The organism is Paraclostridium dentum (assembly GCF_012922555.1).
In the GTDB taxonomy this organism is placed as follows: domain Bacteria; phylum Bacillota; class Clostridia; order Peptostreptococcales; family Peptostreptococcaceae; genus Paraclostridium; species Paraclostridium dentum.
Genome location: NZ_WIPK01000015.1, coordinates 1 through 21,731 on the forward strand (window position 1 = coordinate 1; position 21,731 = coordinate 21,731).

A 21,731-nucleotide genomic window follows, 5' to 3' on the forward strand; every position below is an offset into this window, starting at 1 on the left:
CAATTTTTATGATCATTGCACTTATCATAGTTTTCATATCCATAATACTTGTCACAGTTTTTATGCTCATGACACTTGTCGCAATTCTTATGATCATGGCACTTATCATCGTTTTCATATCCATAACACTTATCACAATTATCCCATTTATAATACTTATTCCATTCGTCCCAGTCATAGCATTTATGACATTTATTCCATTTGTAGTTTTCTTCTTTACATTTATTTGAATAAACCATTTTCATATCTCTCCATTATATAAATATTAAGAAATTCTTATTAAAGAACCTCTAGTCCATAATATGCATCAATGTCGAAATATGTTCTATATTGTCAAAATTTATATTAGCTTAAATATATAAAAATTTTAGTTCATAATCCCCTGTATCTATAATATAGTATTATTTTAATATACTTTATTCATTAAAAATTGTTCTTTATAGTTTTCTAAATTTATGCTGTGGCCTGCCTACTTTTCCATACTCAACCAATTTTTCTAACTGTCCTTCTTTTTCCATATAATCTAAGTACCTTCTAACAGTTACCCTAGCAACTTTTATTCTTTCTGATAATTCTTCAGATGTAAAATATTCACCATCTTCTTTTTCTATTTCTTTCCATATCAACTTATAAGTGTGCCTATTAAACCCTTTTGCAAGACCACCGTATTTTTGAATTCCATTTGCATTTATAATCAATTTATCTAATTCATTTTGCTCTATTTCACATAATTTATTAAGTTCATAATATCTTTCTTTAAATTGTATTAACGAATCTTTAAATCTATCGAAATTAAATGGTTTTATTAAATAATCTATAGCCCCATATCTAAAAGCTTCTTGTACCCTTTCCACCGTTTTATCTGCCGTAATTAATATTACATCAATTGTAATTTCTTCACTCCTCAACCACTTTAAAAAATCTATTCCATTTTCATTAGGTAAAAAAACATCTAATAAAATTAAATCTGGCTTTTTTTTAATAATATAATTTTTAGCTTCGGTAAGATTTCCTACTGCTTTATATAATTCAAATCCTTCTACCCTCTTTAGAAATTTTGAATTTATTTCTCGTACCATTGGATCATCCTCTATTATAATTACTTGAATCAAGTTAATCACACTCCCCCATAGGTATAATAATATTCCAATTGACACCATTATTTACTTTAAGTTCAATCTTTCCATTAGCTCTATCGATTATTTGTTTTACAATATACATCCCATGCCCTCTTTGACCTTCTTTAGTAGTAAAACCTTGCTCATAAATCTTATCCATATATTCATCTTTAATTCCAGGACCATTATCAGAAATTTTTATTTCAATAAGTTCACTATATTGAATTATCTTTATGTAAACTTCTCCACTCCCATCATTATCTACCGCATCCAAAGAATTTTCAATTAAATTTCCTACAATTGAGACTATATCCTCTGAATCCATAAATTTGGGCAACTTGCTAATTTTAGAACTTTCATCTATGTTAAATTTAATCCTATTTTCTTCAGCTTTGTTGTACTTTGAAAACAATATCGCTGATAGTGACGGATCTTTTATTTTTTTAGTTAAAATACTACTTATATTATTTCTGTTTTTAGCTACATTAGATATAAACTGTAAAGCTTCATCATACTCCTCTAACTGTATTAAGCCAGATATAGTATGGAGCTTATTCATAAACTCATGATTTTGAGCTCTTAATGACCATGCCATTTTTTTTACACCTGTAAGTTCTTCAGCTAACCTAGTGACTTCTGTTTTGTCTCTAAAGGTTGCAATTGCTCCTATAACCTTATCTCTATCTTTTATAGGTATTTTATTAGTCATAATTACAGTATTATTTATTTTTTGTTCTTCCTCAAATTTACATTTACCTTCTTCTAATACTTTAATTAAATTTGTAGTAGGAAAAATTTCGTCTATATTTTTTCCAATGATACTATTTTTATCTATTTGATTTTCATAGTGTAATATATTTAATGCAGAATCATTAACAAGAGTTATATTGCCATTGTTATCTATAGCTATAAGTCCTTCATAGATTGCATCTAAAATGCCTATTTTTTCATTATAAAGATTTGTTATTTCTTCTGGTTCAAGGCCTAACAACGTATTTTTTATATTATTAGATAAAATAAACGCTCCAACTATCCCAACAGCTAAACTCCCTATTGAAATTAAAATTATATATAGTATTGCCATATGCTCAGATTGTTCAATACTTTTTGTGAGCATACCTACACATACAAATCCTATCTCTTTATTTTTTTCTACATTATATATTGGTACAAAAGCTCTTAGGGACCTGCCTAAGGTTCCAATAGCTTCAGATATATAAACATCCCCCTCTTTGACTACTCTACTTTCATCTCCACCTACAAATTTTTGCCCTATCATATTTACATTGGGATGGGAATATCTCATTCCTTCATTGTCAACCACAATTATATATTCAATTTCATCTAAACTTTTAAGCTGATTTTCAATATAAGGCCCTATAATTTTATCAGGATCTTTTTTTCCAAGTGCATCTATTACTTCTCTAGAGTTAGCTACCATCTCAGCTACATTCATAACATTAGTCTTAGAGGTGCTTTTAATATTTTTAGTCATCCATGATGCTACAAAAAAAATAATTATAGATATTGAAATAAAAACTACAATAATAATTAATATCGTAAGTTTTGTCTGCAATTTCATCTTTTTTTTCAAACCTAACACCTCACCTTTAAATTTGCAAATTAAAAACACGGAATTATGGGAGGTAATTATACCTAAGTAGAAGCTTTAATATAGGTATATATACTTCAATCCTATTATATAGCACTTCTCTTATTATTACCTATCATTTTTTCCGTGTATTAATTCTAACCAATTATATACTTTATCATGAAATAACTCTATTATTTGAATCCTTAATTTGCTTATTTTTGATTAACTTAAATGTATAAGATACAATAAATGGACAAACTATAGCAGATACTACACAAGCTGCTGCAACTTGTGCTGTAGCAACTGCAGCTATAGATACTACAGTAGGATCTATAGCTGCAACTGCCGCTGGAGTTGCAACTGCATTTCCTGCTGTTGATCCTGTAGCTAAACCAATTATAGGTTCTTCTTTAAATAACTTTAATAATATATAAGCTCCTATTCCAGTTAAAGACGCTATTACTCCTAAAAGTATACCTGGTAATCCTGCTTGAACAATAGTTGATAAATCCATCCCAGCCCCTAAAGGAAATGAAAAGAATGGAATTAAAAGCAATTTACTACTTCCAAGAAAAGCTCTCATGTCGGAATCGATATTTCCTAGAATCATACCTATTAATATAGGAATTACTACTGCTACAAGTGACATTATAGGAATTTGAGCTAACCCTGATGCTCCTAATGCAACTAATGTAAAAAACGGTCCATCTTTTAATGATAATATAGCATATGCACCTACATCAGTTTCATCTCCATACTGTGATGCAAGTGATGCATATAATCCCCCATTACAATTTGTTAATGCTGCTAGAATTGCTAATGGTGATAATCCTAATACCCCTGCTGGCCCAAAGACTTTTCCTACAAATATACCAATTCCAGCACCTACTATAAACTTACCAGTAATTAATAATGCACCCTTTTTTAACGCTTTTGGTGCTAACTTAAAGTTAATTTGCGATCCAATTAAAAACATAAAACATGCTAAAATTGTTGAAGATGCTTTAGGTCCAAACAATGCAGTCGTGAATCCTCCAATTTCTAAAAACTGTGGGAAAAATGTGTTAACTAATACACCTAGAAAAAGAGGAACAACCATCATACCGCCTGGAATTTTATCAATGGTTTTCTTTATTGGTATTTGCATACTTATTTCCTCCTAATTATTTTTTCTCGCTACACCGCTATCTATAGCAGCTTTTTTTATTGCCTCAGCTACATTACTTGCAATAGTTTTATCTAAAGCATATGGAATTACATTATTCTCATTTAATTCCTCATCTTTTATCATAGAAGCTATAGCATAAGCAGCTGCTATTTTCATTTCTTCATTTATTTCTTTTGCCCTAACATCTAAAGCGCCTCTAAATATTCCTGGAAAAGCTAATACATTATTAACTTGATTTGGAAAATCTGAACGTCCTGTTCCTATTACTCTTGCACCTGCTTCTTTAGCTTCATATGGCATAATTTCTGGAGTTGGATTTGCCATTGCAAAGAATATAGAATCTTTGTTCATAGACTTTACCATGTCTTTTGATACAATTCCTGGAGCTGATACTCCTATAAATACATCTGCTCCTATTAATGCATCTGCTAAGTTTCCTTGAATATTATCAAAATTAGTAAGCTTTGCTAGCTCAATTTTAGCTTCATCTATGCCTTTCATATCTTTATGGAGAATACCCACTTTATCGCAGACGATTAAATTTGTAACTCCAGATGATAATAATAATTTTGTTATAGCTGTACCTGCTGCTCCAGCTCCATTTACAACAACTTTTATTTCTTCCATTTTTTTATCAACAACCTTTAGAGCATTTATAATACCTGCTAATACAACTATAGCTGTTCCATGTTGATCATCATGAAAAACAGGTATATCAAGTTCTTTTTTAAGCTTTTCTTCAATTTCAAAACATCGTGGTGCTGAAATATCTTCTAAGTTAATTCCCCCAAATCCAGGAGATATTAGCTTAATAGTATCTACAATTTCTTCTACATTCTTTGTATCTAAACAAATTGGTATTGCATCTACATCTGCAAATTCTTTAAACAATATTGACTTCCCTTCCATTACAGGAAGCCCTGCTTTTGGACCTATATCTCCTAACCCTAAAACAGCACTCCCATCTGTTACTACAGCGACTAAATTGCCCTTAGATGTATACTTGTATACGTTTTCCTCATTTTCAAAAATTTTTCTACACGGTTCTGCAACTCCAGGTGTATAAGCTAAACTTAAATCATCCCTAGTCTCAACTTTTACCTTACTTATAACTTCAATTTTCCCAACCTTTTCTTCATGTAAATCTAAACTTTTTTTAAAATAATCCATATATATCACCCTTTCTTTTTAGTCTAATTTATTATGATTTAATAATATCAACAGTCTTGATATATTGAAATATTTTGAAAATTTAAAATAAATTTTGGTCATAAAGTTTTTTTTGATATATTATTAACATTAAGTTTAAATAAAGATGAATACCTTTAAAATAACTTAAAAATGGCAATAAAAAAGTTAACGATATAAAATAATATCAACTAATCCTTTATTAGTATAATTATTTGTATCGTTAACTTTTATAATATTGTATTTAATTAATAATTAGATCTAAGAATTAACATTAGATTTTGATGGTATGAAATTACCAATTATACCTGCAATTACAACTGGTACTATCCAGTTAAATCCTATTTTTGCAAACGGCAATTCATTTATAAACGGTACATTTATACCTTTACTGCTTAAAACTGTAAGTACACTTACTATTAAAGCTACATAAGTTGCACATTTAAATGCATTATCATTTTTAATTTTATTATTAAATAGTGTCATTAATACTAATACTATTGTTGCTGGGTAAATAATTGATAATATAGGTGCTGAGAATTTTATTATTGTACTAACTCCAAAGTTTGCTACTACTGCACTGAATATACATACTCCAATAACTATAGTTTCATATTTTACTTTTCCATTTGATAGTTTAGTAAAATATTGAGCCGTAGCTGAAACAAGCCCTATAGATGTTGTTAAACAAGCTAATGCTACAATTATTGCTAATACAACTTTACCAGGTTGACCTAATAACTGTTCTGTTATACTTACAATCAAAGCTGTTTGATTTATATCACTTGGATTTACACCTTTAAATTGATGAGCAACTGAAGATCCTAAATAAGTAAGTCCTCCGTATACTATAATTAAAGCCACACCTGCAACTAAACCAGCTCTTAAAGTTAATTTAATTTTATCAGATTCTTCTGTGTATCCTTTTTGAACAAGTGACATTATAACAACTGCTGATAAAGCTATAGCTCCTAGTGGATCCATTGTTTGATATCCTTGACCTATACCCTCTGCAAATATTGCATCTATAGCTGCTGGTTCATTTAAATTTCCAAGAGGAGATACAATCCCTACTATAATTAGAAATATTAAAGCTACTAATAATGCTGGTGTTAAGTACTGCCCTATTATATCTACAACTTTAGATGGTTTTATTGTAAGTACCAGTGTTAACCCGAAAAATATTATAGAAAATAATATCGGGCTAAAGCCTCCAAAAATAGGTTGTATTCCCATTTCAAATGTTGTTGCTCCTGTTCTAGGTATTGCTAAAAGTGGTCCTAAGCAAATCATAATTGCTGTTGCTAGTATTATAGATAATGTTTTCCCACTTCTTGATAAAACCCTACTTATGTCTCCATCACATTTAGCAGCTGCTAATATCGCTAATAAAGCTAATCCTACATCAGCGATAATAAATCCACTGAAACCTAACATCCAGTGCTCTCCAGATACAACTCCTAAATATGGTGGAAATATTAAGTTTCCTGCCCCAAAGAACATGGCAAATAAGGCAAATCCTACAACTACAGTATCTACACTTTGTTTTTTCATAAAAACCCCCTGTATTAATTTTATAGGCAATATCTAATTATTAAATTACTTAATTATATGTTAAACTTACTAAATAAATCAACTATTCTGAAAAATTTAACATAATTTTAGCATTTTGTCCCACTAAGTTAAATTTGTGTTAAATTAATTAACTGCTTGTTTATTTATATTTAACAATATAAATAATAATATTCCTAATTTGTTAAATATAATAATATTTACATTTTTTGTGTTTAATGAAGTTTTTTTGTGTAGTATAATGTAAAGATAAAATACTCAGGTTATATAATCTATAACATGGGTATTTTATCTTTTGTAACAATTGAGAAAGGAGTTTTTTTTATGAGCAAAAAAAAGCGGAATATAATTATCGCAATAATGGTTTCTATGTTTCTTGCTGCATTTGAAGGTACTGTTGTAACTACAGCTATGCCTACAATAGCAAAAAGTTTAAATGGATATAATCTTATGAGCTGGGTTTTTTCTTCATATCTTTTAACCTCAGCTGTCTCCACTCCTATTTATGGAAAAATGTCTGACCTTTATGGAAGAAAAAAAATGCTTTCTATTGGTATAGTAATATTTTTAATAGGTAGTGCCTTATGTGGATTTTCCCAAAGTATGATTCAGTTAATAGCATTTAGAGCAATACAAGGTATAGGTGCCGGTTCTATACTCACAGTAACATACACAATTGTTGGAGATGTATTTGATTTAGAGGAACGTTCTAAGGTTCAAGGATGCCTAAGCACAGTATGGGGTGTTTCTAGTCTACTTGGACCATTTATAGGAGGATTTTTCATAGATTACTTATCTTGGCATTGGATATTTTTTATTAATATACCTTTTGGTATTTTATCTATTTTCCTTCTTAATAAAAATTTCGAGGAAAAATTATCAAATAGTAATCCTAAAATTGATTATCTGGGATCAATATTTTTAACAATATCTATAGTTTCAATATTATTAGGTGTATTTACTACGTCTAGTTCAACAAAAATTATATATGCTATATTAACTATAGTTTCACTTATGATTTTCTACTTAATTGAAAAAAAATCAAAAGAGCCTATTGTTCCTTTTGATATATTTTCGAAAGATACAATTTTACTAAATTTAATAGGTTTCTTTGTAGCTGTTATACTTATGGTTATAGAGGTTTACATGCCGTTATACACTCAAAATGTTATGGGTTATAGCGCAAAAATTTCTGGACTTTTAATGGCTCCAATGTCTATAACTTGGCTTTTAAGTTCTTTTGTTTTAGTAAATTTATTTAAAAAATTTGGAGAGAAAAAAGTTATTCTAGGTTCTATTTTAATCTTAGCAATAACATGTTATTTACTTAGATTTACCACTCCAGATACAAATTTAATTTATCTAATTCTTATAATATTCATAATGGGTGCAGGTTTTGGGGGTGTACTTAATACACTTATAATACTTATCCAAAATGCTGTCACTTACGAAAAAAGAGGAGCTGCTACATCAACAAATGCATTAATCCGTACACTTGGTCAAACAATAGGTGTTAGTGTATTCGGAGGGTTGATGAACTCAAGTATATCTTCTTACTTTAAAAATTCAGATATTTCAAATGTAACTGCAGATAATATATATTCATCTGGAGCTAGTACTCATCAAATAATGGAAGCCTTCTTTAATGGTGTTCATAATATATTTTATGCTTTAGTATTTGTTGCTTTAATTTGTTTTATTGCTGGAATATTTATAAGTAAAAAATCTATATTAGAAAAAGATGATACTGAAATATAAAACTTTATAAATACATAAAAAAATAATTAATAATCTTAAAAAGGGCTATTATATAAAAATTTAATAGCCCTTAAGAAAATTTATTAAGTTTTATATATTAAATTATCTTTTAAATTTATACTAAAGGTGCTTCAATTTGTGTAGTAAAAAGAAATTCATGAAAGTGACCATCAACAATAGTAGTTCTTCCAGATATTAAATGAACGTGTTTATCAGTACCTGGTATTGGTATTGCTGGTCCAGTTGTAATACATATTTGATGAAAATGATCTAAAAAATCTGTATTATTATTTTTTATTTTATGAACATGATTTCTTCCGCCATTTATCGGTATAGCTTGACCTGTAACCCCAGCAGTACGGTGATTATGTCTATCATCGCCTTCTTCTGCTAGCTTAACACTTTCTTCAAATTCATGAACATGTGTCATTTCTTCTTCTTCACAATTCATACACTTACACCAATCGTATTTTTTACATTCATCATTCCAATTTTCATAATTATCCCAATAATCTTTTTTGCACTTATAATTTTGATTTGACATTAAATTACCTCTGTTGTATAAGACATATTAAGAAATCCTATAAAGGACCTCTTCATACATACTATGCATTCATTCCATATTTGTTGTCATTTTTTGTATAATTTTATATTTTTTTGTAAAATACATATTCTATTTAAATTTACATATAACCGTAACTTTAATTTTTAAAAATAATAATATATTAATTATATATATAATTTGGAGGTAAATTATATGAAAAAATTTAAATATAATTTTTTATACAATATAGAATTTGCTAATAATAAAACAAAACAATTTAAATTAAAGTCAGTTATGTCAAGACAATTTCCCTATAAAATAGAAACCGTTGCTGAAAACTTATATGTGCCTTGGTCTATAGATATAAGTGATGAAGGTAAGATATATTTTACAGAACGTTCTGGTACAATTAAAGTTATAGAAAATGGTAAACTCAATCCAGAACCTCTCATCACCTTTGGTGGGACTTTTGTAAGTCAAGGTGAAGGCGGATTACTTGGTATTGCCTTAGATCCAGCTTTTTCAAGAAACCATTATATATATGCTATGCATTCATACTTAGAAAATAACAAAATCTATAATCGTATTGTCAGATTAATTGAAAAAGATAACAAAGCATATATTGATACGATTATAATTGATAGTATTCCTGGAGGTCAGATTCATAATGGAGGAAGGATAAAAATAGGACCAGATAATAAATTATATATAACAACTGGAGATTCTGGAAATCCTGCGTTAGCACAAGATCTAAAAAGCACAGCGGGAAAAATACTCCGAATAGAATTAGATGGTAGTATACCTAAAGATAACCCATTTGTTAATTCACCCGTTTATAGTTTAGGTCATAGAAATCCCCAAGGCTTAGCATGGAATTCAAAAAATATGTTGTATGAATCAGAACATGGACAAATAGGACATGATGAAATAAACATAATACATCCAGGTGCTAACTATGGATGGCCTTTAGTCCAAGGAGATGAAGAATCTATAAATATATTAACACAAAAACCTCTAATCAACAGTGGAGAAAGTACGTGGGCTCCTTCTGGTATAGATTTCGTAAACCAAGGACCATGGAACGGAAATTTACTTATTTCTAATTTACGTGGGCAACAACTATTAGATATTTCTCTAAATGAAGAAGGAACTAAAGTAAATAATATAGATTTTTGGCTGAAAAATGAATATGGACGTTTACGTGAAGTTATTCAATCAAAAGATGGATCAATTTATATTGCAACAAGTAATAGAGATGGTAGGGGCAACCCTGATATAACTGACGATAGAATTATTCGTCTTACCTTAAAATAAAAAATAATTTTTTATACATTCATTTTACTGCTATTAAATATTTTCTAATGACTGATTCATATAAAAACTTAATGAATCAGTCATATTAACTTATTTATAATTCATTTTTTCTAGTAAAAATTTGCCCAATATTTCTATTGCTTCTTTGCTTTCAGAAAGAGTTGAATCTACTGCAAACACATGGTCAAGTTTATCCCATACAATAAAATTTACAGTAGTATTATCAAGAGTTGCTTTTCTAGCTAAATTTATAGAATCACTAAGTAAAATCTCACGCCCTCCTGCCAAAATCATCATAGGAGGACAATTTTTCAAATCAGCAAAAACAGGGGATATTAAAGGGTTTGTCAATTCTTGTTTTTCAGCATAGATTTTAGCTGCCCCCTCTAATTGCCTTTTGCTTAATACATTATCAAAATCTTTTAAAGTTTCTATTGTATCTCCTTTTAATGTTAAATCAACCCAGGGTGAAAATAACCCTAAGGCTGCTGGTAAATCTGCTTTTAAATCTCTTAGCTTTATAACAGTTGCAAGAGCCAATCCTCCTCCGGCTGAATCTCCTACAATAACAATTTGATCAGAAGTATAACCTTCTTCTATCAAATATTCATATATATTTTGTACATCTTCTATAGCCTTCGGAAATGGATTTTCAGGAGCTAGTGAATAATTAACTGATAACACCTTAAGTCCTGTAGTATTTGAAATTTGCACTGGAATAGTACAGTAATTATTTATATTTCCATATATATAACAACCTCCATGAAGATATATTATAACCCCTTTATTTTTAATTGAATTTAAACTTTCTATCCAGGCAGCCTTTATCCCTTTTATATCAACTTCATTTAACGAATAATCTTGTTTTAAATCTTTTAATGACTGATTTAAACTTTCATCCATAAAGTTTCTAAAACATGTTATAAAATCACTATCTGAAAAGTACATATTTTCTAATTCCGAATTATATTTTATATGGCTAAATTTAATATTTTCATCGCTATTATTTCTTTCTTGTTCCATAATATTAGCTCCTTTAACTTTTATATGTTTATTTTTATACCTTACTTAAAATATTGTTTCCCTTGATTTCTATAATGTATACTAAAAAATAAATCATTAGTTTATATTAGAACTTAGTTTAAAAATAAAAAACGTATCATTTAATAATGATACGTTTTTTATTATATTAATTCATCATATGTAGTATTAGCTGGTGGTTTAGATACAGATACGTCATATCCCTCATTCAATAAGTCAATTTTTATAATATCTTCAGTAGAAATTTCAAAATCAAAAACTTCTATATTTTCTTTTATTCTATTTTCATTTGATGATTTTGGAATAGGTATAACGCCTTTTTGAATATGCCATCTCAATACTACTTGTGCTATTGTTTTATTATATTTTTCTGCTAAGTTAATCATTAAATCATTAGAAAATATTCTTCCTCTGCTTATAGGACTCCATGCAATCACTTGAATATCATTTTCTTTACAATATCTAATCATTTCACTTTTAATGCTAAACGGATGCATCTCAACTTGATTTACCATTGGCATTATAGTTGCAATCTTTTTTAACTCTTCTAAGTGATTTATTTTAAAATTACAAACTCCTATAGCTTTAACTTTTCCTATAGAATATAAATATTCAAAAGCTTTCCATGTTTCAGCATTTAATTTATTTGGCCAATGGATTAGATATAAATCTATATAATCTACATCTAAATTTTTCAACGAATTATTAAAAGCTTTAATAGTACTATCATATCCATGATCTTCATTCCAAAGTTTTGTTACTAAAAATATTTCTTCCCTATCTATTTCACTCTCTTTTATGCCTTTACCTATGCCTTTTTCATTCCCATAAAATGAAGCTGTATCTATCATTCTATAGCCTATTTCGAGAGCATTTTTTACTATTTCAGATGTATCTTCATCATTACCTGACTTGTATGTACCAAATCCTACAAGAGGTATCTTTACCCCATTACTTAAGTTCGTAAATTGTTTATCCATAAAATAATCCTCCCTTTTGTTATCTAAATCATTTTTTAATATTATATCACTATATAAACTTACATAATATACACTGCTAAAATAAATGAAAAAGGAGGATGTATGTTTTTAATAATACACCCTCCTTTCAATTATTTAGAATTATTTCTTATATGTGCTGCAACCTTTACATCTTCTCTTTTTATATGACTAATTATCCAATTAGCAACTTTACTATTAATTTCACCTACTAAAACTATACTTGTACCTTCTGATAGAAGTTTTTTTTGTATATTATCAACTGCATCAATAAAATGCTTATGATATTTTTTATGATTTTCGTAATCAGGATAATTATATTTTTTCTGCAAAATTTCTTCATGTCCAAAGTGAGTTCTAGTGTAAGAAGATAAGAACTTTACTGTCTTTTCTAATTCAGCTCTGCCCTTACCTTTACTACAAGCTTCTAGTAAATCATTTATTGCTTTTATTAATTCTTTATGTTCTGTATCAATTTGTGTATTACCAGTTAGTAAATCATCAGTCCATTTATATGCCATTTTGTCTCCTCGCAATCCTTTGCTTATTTTGGTAATTTTTAGTAAATTATATCACTTTTTAATTTTTTAATCTATTAATCTAACTAAAATCACTATAGAAAATATCTATTTTAAGTTTACATAAAATTAAATTTAGCAATAATATAATCATAAAAAAAAGATCTATTAAAGACCTTTTCTTATTAATTATCTGATTTTATATTTATCCATGCATTATCATATATTTTCTTAACATCCATTGGAAAATCTTCATAAATTTCACATCTATCCATTATTTCTTTAGGCATATATGCATTTGGATTATTTTTTACATTATCAGGTTGAGCTAATCTAGCTTCTTTATTTGGAGTAGTGTATCCAATTTCATCCGCTATTCTCAACGCACTTTCTTTATCACTAACAAAGTTTATAAATTTCTCTGCTCCTTCAACATTCTCAGCATTTTTAGGGATGCATAAACTGTCTATCCAGAAATTTGCTCCTTCTTTAGGAACTACATACACTAAATTAGGATTCTCATCTTGAAGATTTAACCCTTCTCCTGACCATATCATATTTATATCAGATTCCCCTGCTGGAATCATTGTCGTTCCATTATCAACACCATATATCGGATTTACTGTTTCTCTTTGTTTTATCAACAATTCTTTAGCTTCTTCTATTTCTTTTGGATTTTTTGAATTTAAAGAGTATCCAAGTTTCTTTAAAGCAGCTCCCATAGTATCTCTATACGTATCAAACATAAATACCTTATCTTTATATTTTTCATCCCATAAAATATCCCAGCTATCTACTTTTTCTTTAACTACATCTTTGTTATAAATAAGTCCTACTGTTCCAAACATATAAGGTACTGAATATTTATTCCCTGGATCTATTTGAAGATTTAAATAATCTTTATCCATTTGAGATATGTTAGGTATATTATCTTTATTTAATTCTTGTATAAGTCCTTTTTTAATCATTCTTGGCATTAAAGCATCAGATACTAAAATAACATCGTATTTAACTCCACCTTTGCTAATTTTTTGATACATTGTTTCCATATCGTCAAATGTCTCAACATTAACCTTTATGCCATATTTTTTCTCAAATTCCTTTAATGTTTCTTTGTCTATATTTTCTCCATAATTAAGAAAACTTATTTGTTCAGATGAATCTTTGCTACATCCAACAAAAAATGCTCCCATCAATAAAATACAAATTGATAAGCTTAATAATTTAAATGTTTTTTTCATACTTTAATCCTTTCCTTTAATATAAGATTATTCTAATACCCCAAACTGTAAATAGTCAATCTTATTTACTTTGTAGTTTTTAATTAAATAATATTCATATTAAATTTATAATTCCATTTTATGGGTATTTATCATTGAAAATAATAAAGTTTTGTATTATAATCTAAACTGTTTTGTTACCATAGGTCTAATAATGTTATTATCCTGTGAAATATATTTTATAGGGGAATTTATTTAATTTTTAGGTCGAAAATAAATTTTATAAGGAGGAGTATAATGGAAAAAAATAATGAAACTGTATTTTGTTCTAAATGTGGACATAAAAATTCATCGTCAGATAAGTTTTGTACGAACTGTGGAAATAGCTTAAAATCTATTGAAGATTCAATAAAAGATGCTACCACAAATATTAAAGATACTATTACTAACAATGAAACTTATAAAAAGTTTACTGACATAAGTGGGGATGGTTCTTTAAAGGCAGATTGGGAAAATGATGATATGATAAATTTCATTCAAAAAAATACTGAGTATTACATACCAAAATTTAAAGAAATGCAAGATTTAGAAAAAAGTACATCTTGGAACTGGGCATCATTCTTTCTTACATCAAATTGGCTATTCTATAGAAAAATGTATGGATATGGAGTTGGGCTAATAATAGCTAACATAATATTTGCCTGTATACCATTCTTAGGCTGGATTTTAAATATAGGAACATATATTGTATGTGGATTATATGGAAACAGTTTATATCTAAAACATGTACAAAAACAATTAAGTTCTGTTGATGGGCTTAAAGAAGATATAAAACATAGAGTACTATTATCTAAAGGTGGAACTAACTTAGTATTGCCAATTGTTTTAACTTTCTTAGTACCTATATTAATATTTATACTAGCATTTTTTGGATTAACATTATCTATAATGTCTAGTCCCTATTATTATTAGTTAATTAAAAAGGTTATGCTATAATTTTTTATAGCATAACCCTTTTTTAAATCTATTTATATTCTTTTATTATCTGTTTAATATTTTTCTTACATCTAATTCCGCAACATATCCCTGTACCTGCTGTGGTATTTTGTTTAATTAAAGCTCTTCTTTTAACTCGTAACTATTATTCTCTTTAGGCATCACCTTAAATAATAAAATAGCTGAGAATGTTAACATAATCATATCAGTTATAGGTTGAGCATAAATAAATCCTGAGAATCCAAACACTTTGTTTAATATAATTAAAAGAGGCATATATAATAATCCTTGTCTTGATATAGATAATATAAATGCTACAACAACTTTACCCATAGATTGAGCTGAAGTTGTAGATATCATCTGACCTCCTACAAAAGGAAGTGATATAATTAGAGCTCTAAGTATTATAGCTCCTTTGTTTATAACCTCAGGTTCACTTGTAAATAATCCTATTAAAGAATTAGCAAATACCCCAAATATTAAAGCTAAACTTAATCCTATTATAGAGGTTATTATTATCCCTTTTTTAATAATCTCTTTAACTCTAGGAATATTATTACATCCATAATTATAACCAACTAATGGTTGGCATCCAGCAGAGAATCCCATAAATACAAATGTTCCTATAGTCATTATCTTCATAGCAACTCCCATACCTGCAACAGTTAATGTTCCATAGCCTACTGCTATATTATTTACAATAACAGTTGCTACACCCATTAACATTTGATTTAGTGATGCAGGAACTCCTATTGTAAATATTTCTTTGAATATATTTTTATCGTATTTAAATTTCTTTAAATTTATTTTTAAAGTAGTTTTTCCTTTTAAAAATGCATACATAAAGTAAAGTAAAGTTGATGTTTGCCCTATTATAGTTGCTATTGCAGCTCCAGTTATCTCCATCTTAAGTCCAAATATAAAAACTGGATCTAAAACTATATTTACAACAGTTCCTAATGTAAGACCTATTACAGATTGCATTATATTTCCTTCTGATCTTAAAAGTTGACCTAATGCATAACTACACATAACAGGAATTGCTCCAATAAACATTATAAATATATACTTATAAGTGTAATTGAAAGTGGCATCGTTTGCTCCTAATCCTTTTGCAATATTAGGAGACATAAATATCCCAACTATCATAACGATTATACTCATAATAACCAAAATACCAGTTGCTATCGATATTGTCTTATTCGCCTCTTCATAATCCTTATTTCCTAAACATCTTGATATATATGAAGATGATCCTGATCCTATAATTCCTGCAATAGCCATAAGCATCATAAATACAGGAAGAGATATATTTGCTGCCGCTAATTGATTTGCATCATTTAGCATCCCTATAAAGTAAGTATCAACTAAATTATATAAAACTTGAATCATCATCCCCATAACCATAGGTATTGATAATTTCAGTATAGCTTTTGAAACTTTTTCATCTCTTAAAAGTCTAATTTTTTTATCTTCCATTTTGTCCTCCTATTTGTCACTTTCTTCTATTTTTTATACAAAATCTTGATAGTGTATTTAAAGCTTCATTTATTTCTTTTTTCTCTTCATTTTCCATATTATCAAACATATCATTAATACTTTTATATAAATTTCCTTCTAACTCAACTGCAATTTGTTCACCTTTTTGAGTTAATTCTAAGTTTGTAAATCTCTTATCTTTTTTTGATTTAACTTTTACTACATATCCGTTATCAATTAAAATATCCACGGATGTTGTGAATGCCCCTTTTTGAATTCCTATAAATTCATTAATTTTACTCATCTGCTTGTGTTCATGTTTATGAACAAACAATAAAATTTTTGCATGTGTTTCATTAAGATTAGAATCTAATTCTTTGATTGCTGAGTATTTAAATACATTTTTTGTAAAATGGTGTATAATCATTAAGTTTTCTATAAAATTTAAATTTTTCATAAGTTCTCCCCTTTTTTAGTTTTAAATAGAACTATCTTACTTTTTATTATATACCACCATAAACAACGTTTAATCAAAAAGTTTTATTTAAAACTATTTATATTAAAATAAAAAGCACTAACTACAGTAGTTAGTGCTTTTTATTTTAATATTTTATTTACATAGCTCTAGCAGGGAATATAGCGTCTAAAATCCCTATAACTACAGCTGCTAATAAAGCACCTATAATAGATACACCCATATTAGGTACTAAAAATTGAGCTGCATATATTATTATTGCTGCTATTAAAAATCCTTTTATTCCTTTTCCAAAAGGAGATGCGTCTACTCCCATAAACATTTCTACTAAATAGTCTAATACTGAAATTACAACAGCAGCTAATAAAAATGACCATATCCCATGTATTGTAAATCCTGGTGTTACAAATGATGTTATAACTAAAATAACTGCAACTAATAGGAATCTTCCTAGCCATCTCATTATGCTACTATCATTACCGTTTTCATGTACCATAAAAGTCACTCCTTTAAATAAAGTAATTTTTTATTTTTTACAAATAATAAAGTAGATATAAATAATTAAATTCCTGCTATTTTTGTTTTCTACTTTATAGTCATATATTAACCACTCTATTTTAAAATATCCCTTATATAATTTTTATCTTTTAAATTTTATTTTTTTTGCATAAAAAACGTACTCATTACTAAGTACGTTTTTCTTAAATTCATAATTTACTTTTTTAATGTAGATTCACAAATTCCCAAGTTTTACCTTGATTTTTTGATTTATAAAGAGCTTCAGTATTTCCTTTATAATCACCATCTGGACCTTGTCCAATTGACATATATAAAACTCCATCCTTCTCATAAGGTATGCCTGGCATATCAAATGGCTTTATAACTCCTCCATTATCTAATGTTACTTCCTGTATAGGATATTCTACAGGCTTAAAGGATGCACCTCCATCATCTGTACGATATAATGATCCCTCAGTACCAGAAGGTCTTATTGTAGTTATAAATCCAATATTATCATTTATAAACTTAATTCCTCCAATACTTCCAATTGTCCCATTAAAAGGATTTCCATTTATTACTTCCCATATTTTACCTGAATCTGTGGTCTTACTAAGTGAATATAAACTACTTCCTAATGCTTTATCTACTAAATTAGCTTTATAGCCTACTTCTTTCGTTAGATAAAATTCTTCTTTACTTTTATCTGATCCTCCCGATTCCTGCTCATAATCTTCTGGCTGAGGAAGTAAACATGATTTACTCCAACTTGAATTGTTTACTAAATTATATCTATCAGGAGTTATACCTTCGTTACCTGGTGTAAACAAAGATACAGTATATCCCACAATTTTAGAATCTGTTTGCGCAACACCTGATAATTCTCCATTTTCATTGATATTAATAATTCCATCCGAATTATATCCCCAATTTCTTTTTCCATAGTAAACTAATCCATAACTACCTTGATTCCACTTATCAACAGTCTCCTTAACCGGAATAACTTTAACTGTTTCGATTAATGGGTTTAATAATTTATCATAGTTATATTTAGGATTAGCATAACCATTTAAAATTAATGTAATATCCTTAGACTTATTTTTATCATAGCTTATTAAATAACTTTTTTCTTTCCCTTTATCATCTTTTCCATATATAAATGTATCAAAAGAGGTAATTGTTCCATCTGGTTTAAATTTTAATGAAAAGTTATCTGACATATACAATTCTTTTGGCAGTTTATATTTTTTATTAATGTCTTCAAATATACCTCCAACACCATCTTCATATATATTATTCTTTTCAAACTTTACTTTTCTTTCACTTTTTAATCGTTCTATAACCCAAGATAACTTTCCTCCATAATTTACTGAGCTCTTGTATATTTTAACTCCGTAAAATGATGTTATAGTTAAAATAATTATAATAAAAATGTATTTAAATTTAATTGTTTTACTGTATTTATAGTATTTGTTTTTTGTGACTTTAAATATAGTAAATAAAACTATACATATTATCAATAATAGGCATATAAAAAAGATATAAATATTATTATTCATCCTTCCATACATACATAATGAAGATAATTCATAACAAAATGCCCAATATAAAAGTATCAATATTGGATTTGTTATTAAAGAAATAAATATTTTTTTAAAATTTTCCCTAAATATAATAATCACCCCTAATCAAAATTTGTAAATTGTTTATATATCTTGCATATAAATTATAGCACTATATTTTCCTTATTTTATGACATTGGCTTAATAGAGTATAAAAGTTGCTTTTTAGATTAATTTTTAAAACTAGAAATCATTATCATTATTATTAATGTTTTATATATTTTTTACCGGGTAAAATAAATAGGTATTCATATACCTTATAAAATAACGAAAGGAGATTGTCATAATTTTTATGACATTGATTAATAATGTTTAGCATCTTAGGATTAATTTTATCATTGATAATTATAATGTACCTTGCTTATAAAGGTTACTCAACAATAATAACTGCACCAATAGTTTCTCTATTAACAATAATTCTTACTACAGGATTTGATAGCCATCTAATGGCAAATTATACAGAAGTATATATGGTGGGGTTTGCAAATTTTATAAAAAACTACTTCCCTCTTTTTATGACCGGTGCAATTTTTGCAAAATTAATGGAGGAAGCTGGATATGCAAAATCTATAGCTCATTTTATAACTAAGAAACTTGGAAAAAATAAATCTGTATTAGCTGTTGTTCTATCTGGATCACTTCTTACATATGGAGGGGTTTCATTATTTGTTGTTGCATTTATACTTTATCCAATTGCATCTATGTTATTTAAAGAAGCTGATATTCCTAAAAGGCTTATTCCTGGAACTATAGCCCTTGGTGCATTTACTTTTACAATGACAGCTATGCCTGGCTCTCCAGAAATTCAAAATGTTATACCCATGAAATACTTTGGTACAGATACATTCGCAGCCCCTATTATAGGAATTTTTGCAAGTGTCTTAATGCTAACACTGGGAATGTTATGGCTTACTAAGCGTGTTAAATCTGCTAGAAAAAATAATGAAGGTTACGGCAAGCATAATGATAGTTCTATCGATGAAAATTATGAAAATTTACCTAATATATTTAGAGCCGTTACCCCTATAATTATAATTTTTATTACTAATTTATTCTTTTCAAAAGTTTATTATGAAAATATAAATGGAGAATATTTAAGTAGTTTTAATACTACTTTAAGTAATGTTTCTGGAACTTGGAGTGTTATAATTGCAATAGTACTAGCTGATTTATTTATAATATTAACTAACTACAAAAACATAAAAAATTTAAAATCAGTTCTAGATATAGGTGTTTCTAATTCCTTCAGACCACTTCTTAATTCAAGTGCAATTGTTGGATATGGAAGTGTTATAAAATCATTGGCAGTATTTAGTGTTATTCAAACATTTATTTTTGGTATTTCATCAAATCCAATAATATCAGAAGCTTTATCAGTAAACTTGATTTGTGGACTTACAGCTTCAGCTTCAGGAGGACTTGGAATATCCCTCGATGCTCTTGCACCTACTTATTTACAAATGAGTCATGCTTTAAATATTTCTCCTGAAATTCTCCATAGAATAGCTTCTCTTTCTTCTGGTGGATTAGATACCCTACCTCACAATGGAGCTGTAATTACCACACTTGCTATTTGTGGATTAACTCACAAAGAATCTTATAAAGATATTTTTGTTACTTCTGTTGTTATACCTATTTTAACAACCGCTATAGTTGTAACATTAATTTCTCTTAAATTTGCAGTTTAATTATATAAGAAGAGATTATTACTTTTAAAACATCTCTTCTTATATAAAAATTTTTTCACATTAAAAAGCTTATCTACTTATACTTTTTAAATCCTTGTATCCTATCCTTTTTACAGAAATACTTACTACCTTTATTAAAAACAATCCACAGACTAAATTAATTAAAACTGCAGGAACTACTGCTACTAAAAATAATGATTTGAACGTCCCAGGTAATCCTACTAAAATTAATGCAGATAATAAAAAAGTTGTTCCACTTACTAATGTTCCTATTGGCAATATTATTAAAGATATTATAAAGTCTTGAGTTTTTTCTTTAAATTTTTTTATAAATGGGAACTTATACATAATAAATACTAAAACATATATTGTGTTTGTTGTAATAACTTTATCTAATATATTCGGCAATTGTCCTCCAGGAAACTTTGTAGTCAATGCTGTAAAAATTCCAGTTATAACTCCACATATAAGTGAAGTTTTATAATCGTCTTTATTTAAAATTATTATAGTAAATAACATTATTAATGTCATATCTGGCTGAATTGGCAATCCGATAGTTGGTGTTATTTGATGCAATAGTAGCCCAATCGCTAATAGTAGAGAATTTAAAACTAATTTTCTTGTATTTGTTTTCATAATTATGTCCTCCTAGTTTTTTTAAATAGTTATTATTTTTCATTGTAAATTTCCAATGATATAAATCGCTGTCTTTTGAGATACCTGTTCACATCATATTTATCACCCCCTTTAATTTTTTGAATTAAAAAACTCCGTCCTATATTAATAGGACGGAGTCTATCCGCGTTGCCACCTAATTTACGTACAAAAAATCATTTGTACATCACTCAATTTCAGGTACTATCATACCCTATTCGCTATAACGTGCGACACACGGTAAAGTCTACTCTCACATACTCATGATTTCAATTTACTCCTCAAA

General features: G+C 27.9%; 20 protein-coding genes and 1 other annotated feature (1 of these 21 running past the window's edge). Of the genes, 4 read left to right on the forward strand and 16 right to left on the reverse strand.

The window, feature by feature from the left end:
• From GFJ41_RS15520 to brnQ, 6 genes are all read right to left on the reverse strand, one after another.
• A partial coding sequence (locus GFJ41_RS15520) for a hypothetical protein (RefSeq protein ID WP_206001576.1) occupies positions 1–239 on the reverse strand: 239 nt, incomplete at its 3' end.
• Between the two features lie 198 nt (positions 240–437).
• Positions 438–1,112 carry a response regulator gene (locus tag GFJ41_RS15525; RefSeq protein WP_035118185.1) on the reverse strand — a complete coding sequence of 225 codons (675 nt, stop codon included), beginning with the start codon at positions 1,110–1,112 and terminating at the stop codon, positions 438–440.
• Position 1,113: 1 nt separating this feature from the next.
• On the reverse strand, positions 1,114–2,712 hold the full coding sequence (locus GFJ41_RS15530) for an ATP-binding protein (protein WP_168932595.1): 1,599 nt from the start codon (positions 2,710–2,712) through the stop codon (positions 1,114–1,116).
• 175 nt (positions 2,713–2,887) lie between these two features.
• Positions 2,888–3,859, reverse strand: coding sequence for a 2-keto-3-deoxygluconate permease (locus GFJ41_RS15535; protein ID WP_168932596.1), 972 nt, complete (start codon positions 3,857–3,859; stop codon positions 2,888–2,890).
• A gap of 12 nt (positions 3,860–3,871) precedes the next feature.
• Positions 3,872–5,050: an NAD(P)-dependent malic enzyme gene (locus GFJ41_RS15540; protein ID WP_170075804.1), complete on the reverse strand. Its 1,179-nt coding sequence runs from the start codon at positions 5,048–5,050 to the stop codon at positions 3,872–3,874.
• A 279-nt stretch (positions 5,051–5,329) separates the two neighbouring features.
• Positions 5,330–6,622: a branched-chain amino acid transport system II carrier protein gene (gene brnQ / locus GFJ41_RS15545; protein WP_035118193.1), complete on the reverse strand. Its 1,293-nt coding sequence runs from the start codon at positions 6,620–6,622 to the stop codon at positions 5,330–5,332.
• A 342-nt stretch (positions 6,623–6,964) separates the two neighbouring features.
• Here brnQ and GFJ41_RS15550 point away from each other — a divergent pair, with 342 nt between their 5' ends.
• Positions 6,965–8,398: an MDR family MFS transporter gene (locus GFJ41_RS15550; RefSeq protein ID WP_170075805.1), complete on the forward strand. Its 1,434-nt coding sequence runs from the start codon at positions 6,965–6,967 to the stop codon at positions 8,396–8,398.
• A gap of 115 nt (positions 8,399–8,513) precedes the next feature.
• Here GFJ41_RS15550 and GFJ41_RS15555 read toward each other — a convergent pair whose 3' ends face one another.
• Positions 8,514–8,942, reverse strand: a complete 429-nt coding sequence (locus tag GFJ41_RS15555) for a YmaF family protein (RefSeq protein ID WP_035118210.1) — start codon at positions 8,940–8,942, stop codon at positions 8,514–8,516.
• Positions 8,943–9,287: 345 nt separating this feature from the next.
• On the opposite strand from GFJ41_RS15555, the gene GFJ41_RS15560 reads away from it, so the two are divergent.
• Positions 9,288–10,256, forward strand: a complete 969-nt coding sequence (locus GFJ41_RS15560) for a PQQ-dependent sugar dehydrogenase (RefSeq protein ID WP_332841166.1) — start codon at positions 9,288–9,290, stop codon at positions 10,254–10,256.
• A gap of 90 nt (positions 10,257–10,346) precedes the next feature.
• Here GFJ41_RS15560 and GFJ41_RS15565 read toward each other — a convergent pair whose 3' ends face one another.
• The 4 genes from GFJ41_RS15565 to GFJ41_RS15580 form a co-directional block, all read right to left on the reverse strand.
• Positions 10,347–11,279, reverse strand: a complete 933-nt coding sequence (locus tag GFJ41_RS15565; RefSeq protein ID WP_052169300.1) for an alpha/beta hydrolase — start codon at positions 11,277–11,279, stop codon at positions 10,347–10,349.
• 161 nt (positions 11,280–11,440) lie between these two features.
• Positions 11,441–12,277 carry an aldo/keto reductase gene (locus GFJ41_RS15570; RefSeq protein ID WP_170075806.1) on the reverse strand — a complete coding sequence of 279 codons (837 nt, stop codon included), beginning with the start codon at positions 12,275–12,277 and terminating at the stop codon, positions 11,441–11,443.
• Positions 12,278–12,408: 131 nt separating this feature from the next.
• Positions 12,409–12,816: a bacteriohemerythrin gene (locus GFJ41_RS15575; RefSeq protein WP_170075807.1), complete on the reverse strand. Its 408-nt coding sequence runs from the start codon at positions 12,814–12,816 to the stop codon at positions 12,409–12,411.
• Positions 12,817–12,998: 182 nt separating this feature from the next.
• Positions 12,999–14,054, reverse strand: coding sequence for an ABC transporter substrate-binding protein (locus GFJ41_RS15580; RefSeq protein ID WP_170075808.1), 1,056 nt, complete (start codon positions 14,052–14,054; stop codon positions 12,999–13,001).
• Positions 14,055–14,330: 276 nt separating this feature from the next.
• On the opposite strand from GFJ41_RS15580, the gene GFJ41_RS15585 reads away from it, so the two are divergent.
• The gene (locus GFJ41_RS15585; protein ID WP_170075809.1) at positions 14,331–15,005 is read left to right on the forward strand and encodes a zinc-ribbon domain-containing protein; all 675 of its coding nucleotides are present in this window, start codon (positions 14,331–14,333) and stop codon (positions 15,003–15,005) included.
• 141 nt (positions 15,006–15,146) lie between these two features.
• On the opposite strand, the gene GFJ41_RS15590 is transcribed toward GFJ41_RS15585, so the two are convergent.
• The 4 genes from GFJ41_RS15590 to GFJ41_RS15605 form a co-directional block, all read right to left on the reverse strand.
• Positions 15,147–16,508 carry an MATE family efflux transporter gene (locus GFJ41_RS15590; RefSeq protein ID WP_170075810.1) on the reverse strand — a complete coding sequence of 454 codons (1,362 nt, stop codon included), beginning with the start codon at positions 16,506–16,508 and terminating at the stop codon, positions 15,147–15,149.
• Between the two features lie 16 nt (positions 16,509–16,524).
• Complete coding sequence (locus GFJ41_RS15595) at positions 16,525–16,965, reverse strand: MarR family winged helix-turn-helix transcriptional regulator (protein WP_035118223.1); 441 nt, start codon at positions 16,963–16,965, stop codon at positions 16,525–16,527.
• Between the two features lie 157 nt (positions 16,966–17,122).
• On the reverse strand, positions 17,123–17,479 hold the full coding sequence (locus GFJ41_RS15600) for a phage holin family protein (protein ID WP_035118225.1): 357 nt from the start codon (positions 17,477–17,479) through the stop codon (positions 17,123–17,125).
• Positions 17,480–17,705: 226 nt separating this feature from the next.
• The gene (locus GFJ41_RS15605) at positions 17,706–19,001 is read right to left on the reverse strand and encodes a WD40/YVTN/BNR-like repeat-containing protein (RefSeq protein WP_226890275.1); all 1,296 of its coding nucleotides are present in this window, start codon (positions 18,999–19,001) and stop codon (positions 17,706–17,708) included.
• 410 nt (positions 19,002–19,411) lie between these two features.
• On the opposite strand from GFJ41_RS15605, the gene GFJ41_RS15610 reads away from it, so the two are divergent.
• Positions 19,412–20,791 carry a GntP family permease gene (locus GFJ41_RS15610; RefSeq protein WP_170075812.1) on the forward strand — a complete coding sequence of 460 codons (1,380 nt, stop codon included), beginning with the start codon at positions 19,412–19,414 and terminating at the stop codon, positions 20,789–20,791.
• A gap of 69 nt (positions 20,792–20,860) precedes the next feature.
• Here the strand turns inward: GFJ41_RS15610 and GFJ41_RS15615 are convergent, their stop codons facing one another.
• Positions 20,861–21,427: a tryptophan transporter gene (locus GFJ41_RS15615; RefSeq protein WP_170075813.1), complete on the reverse strand. Its 567-nt coding sequence runs from the start codon at positions 21,425–21,427 to the stop codon at positions 20,861–20,863.
• A 145-nt stretch (positions 21,428–21,572) separates the two neighbouring features.
• Positions 21,573–21,731, reverse strand: a binding site (T-box leader) (it continues 97 nt past the right edge of the window).

What these genes read in the sequence shown, in the direction of transcription:
- GFJ41_RS15555 (WP_035118210.1), bottom strand. Translation starts at nt 8,942, where the DNA reads ATGTCAAATCAAAATTATAAGTGCAAAAAAGATTATTGGGATAATTAT.
- GFJ41_RS15600 (WP_035118225.1), bottom strand. Translation starts at nt 17,479, where the DNA reads ATGGTACATGAAAACGGTAATGATAGTAGCATAATGAGATGGCTAGGA.
- brnQ (WP_035118193.1), bottom strand. Translation starts at nt 6,622, where the DNA reads ATGAAAAAACAAAGTGTAGATACTGTAGTTGTAGGATTTGCCTTATTT.
- GFJ41_RS15585 (WP_170075809.1), top strand. Translation starts at nt 14,331, where the DNA reads ATGGAAAAAAATAATGAAACTGTATTTTGTTCTAAATGTGGACATAAA.
- GFJ41_RS15535 (WP_168932596.1), bottom strand. Translation starts at nt 3,859, where the DNA reads ATGCAAATACCAATAAAGAAAACCATTGATAAAATTCCAGGCGGTATG.
- GFJ41_RS15550 (WP_170075805.1), top strand. Translation starts at nt 6,965, where the DNA reads ATGAGCAAAAAAAAGCGGAATATAATTATCGCAATAATGGTTTCTATG.
- GFJ41_RS15570 (WP_170075806.1), bottom strand. Translation starts at nt 12,277, where the DNA reads ATGGATAAACAATTTACGAACTTAAGTAATGGGGTAAAGATACCTCTT.
- GFJ41_RS15540 (WP_170075804.1), bottom strand. Translation starts at nt 5,050, where the DNA reads ATGGATTATTTTAAAAAAAGTTTAGATTTACATGAAGAAAAGGTTGGG.
- GFJ41_RS15575 (WP_170075807.1), bottom strand. Translation starts at nt 12,816, where the DNA reads ATGGCATATAAATGGACTGATGATTTACTAACTGGTAATACACAAATT.
- GFJ41_RS15590 (WP_170075810.1), bottom strand. Translation starts at nt 16,508, where the DNA reads ATGGAAGATAAAAAAATTAGACTTTTAAGAGATGAAAAAGTTTCAAAA.
- GFJ41_RS15580 (WP_170075808.1), bottom strand. Translation starts at nt 14,054, where the DNA reads ATGAAAAAAACATTTAAATTATTAAGCTTATCAATTTGTATTTTATTG.
- GFJ41_RS15595 (WP_035118223.1), bottom strand. Translation starts at nt 16,965, where the DNA reads ATGAAAAATTTAAATTTTATAGAAAACTTAATGATTATACACCATTTT.
- GFJ41_RS15615 (WP_170075813.1), bottom strand. Translation starts at nt 21,427, where the DNA reads ATGAAAACAAATACAAGAAAATTAGTTTTAAATTCTCTACTATTAGCG.
- GFJ41_RS15565 (WP_052169300.1), bottom strand. Translation starts at nt 11,279, where the DNA reads ATGGAACAAGAAAGAAATAATAGCGATGAAAATATTAAATTTAGCCAT.
- GFJ41_RS15610 (WP_170075812.1), top strand. Translation starts at nt 19,412, where the DNA reads ATGTTTAGCATCTTAGGATTAATTTTATCATTGATAATTATAATGTAC.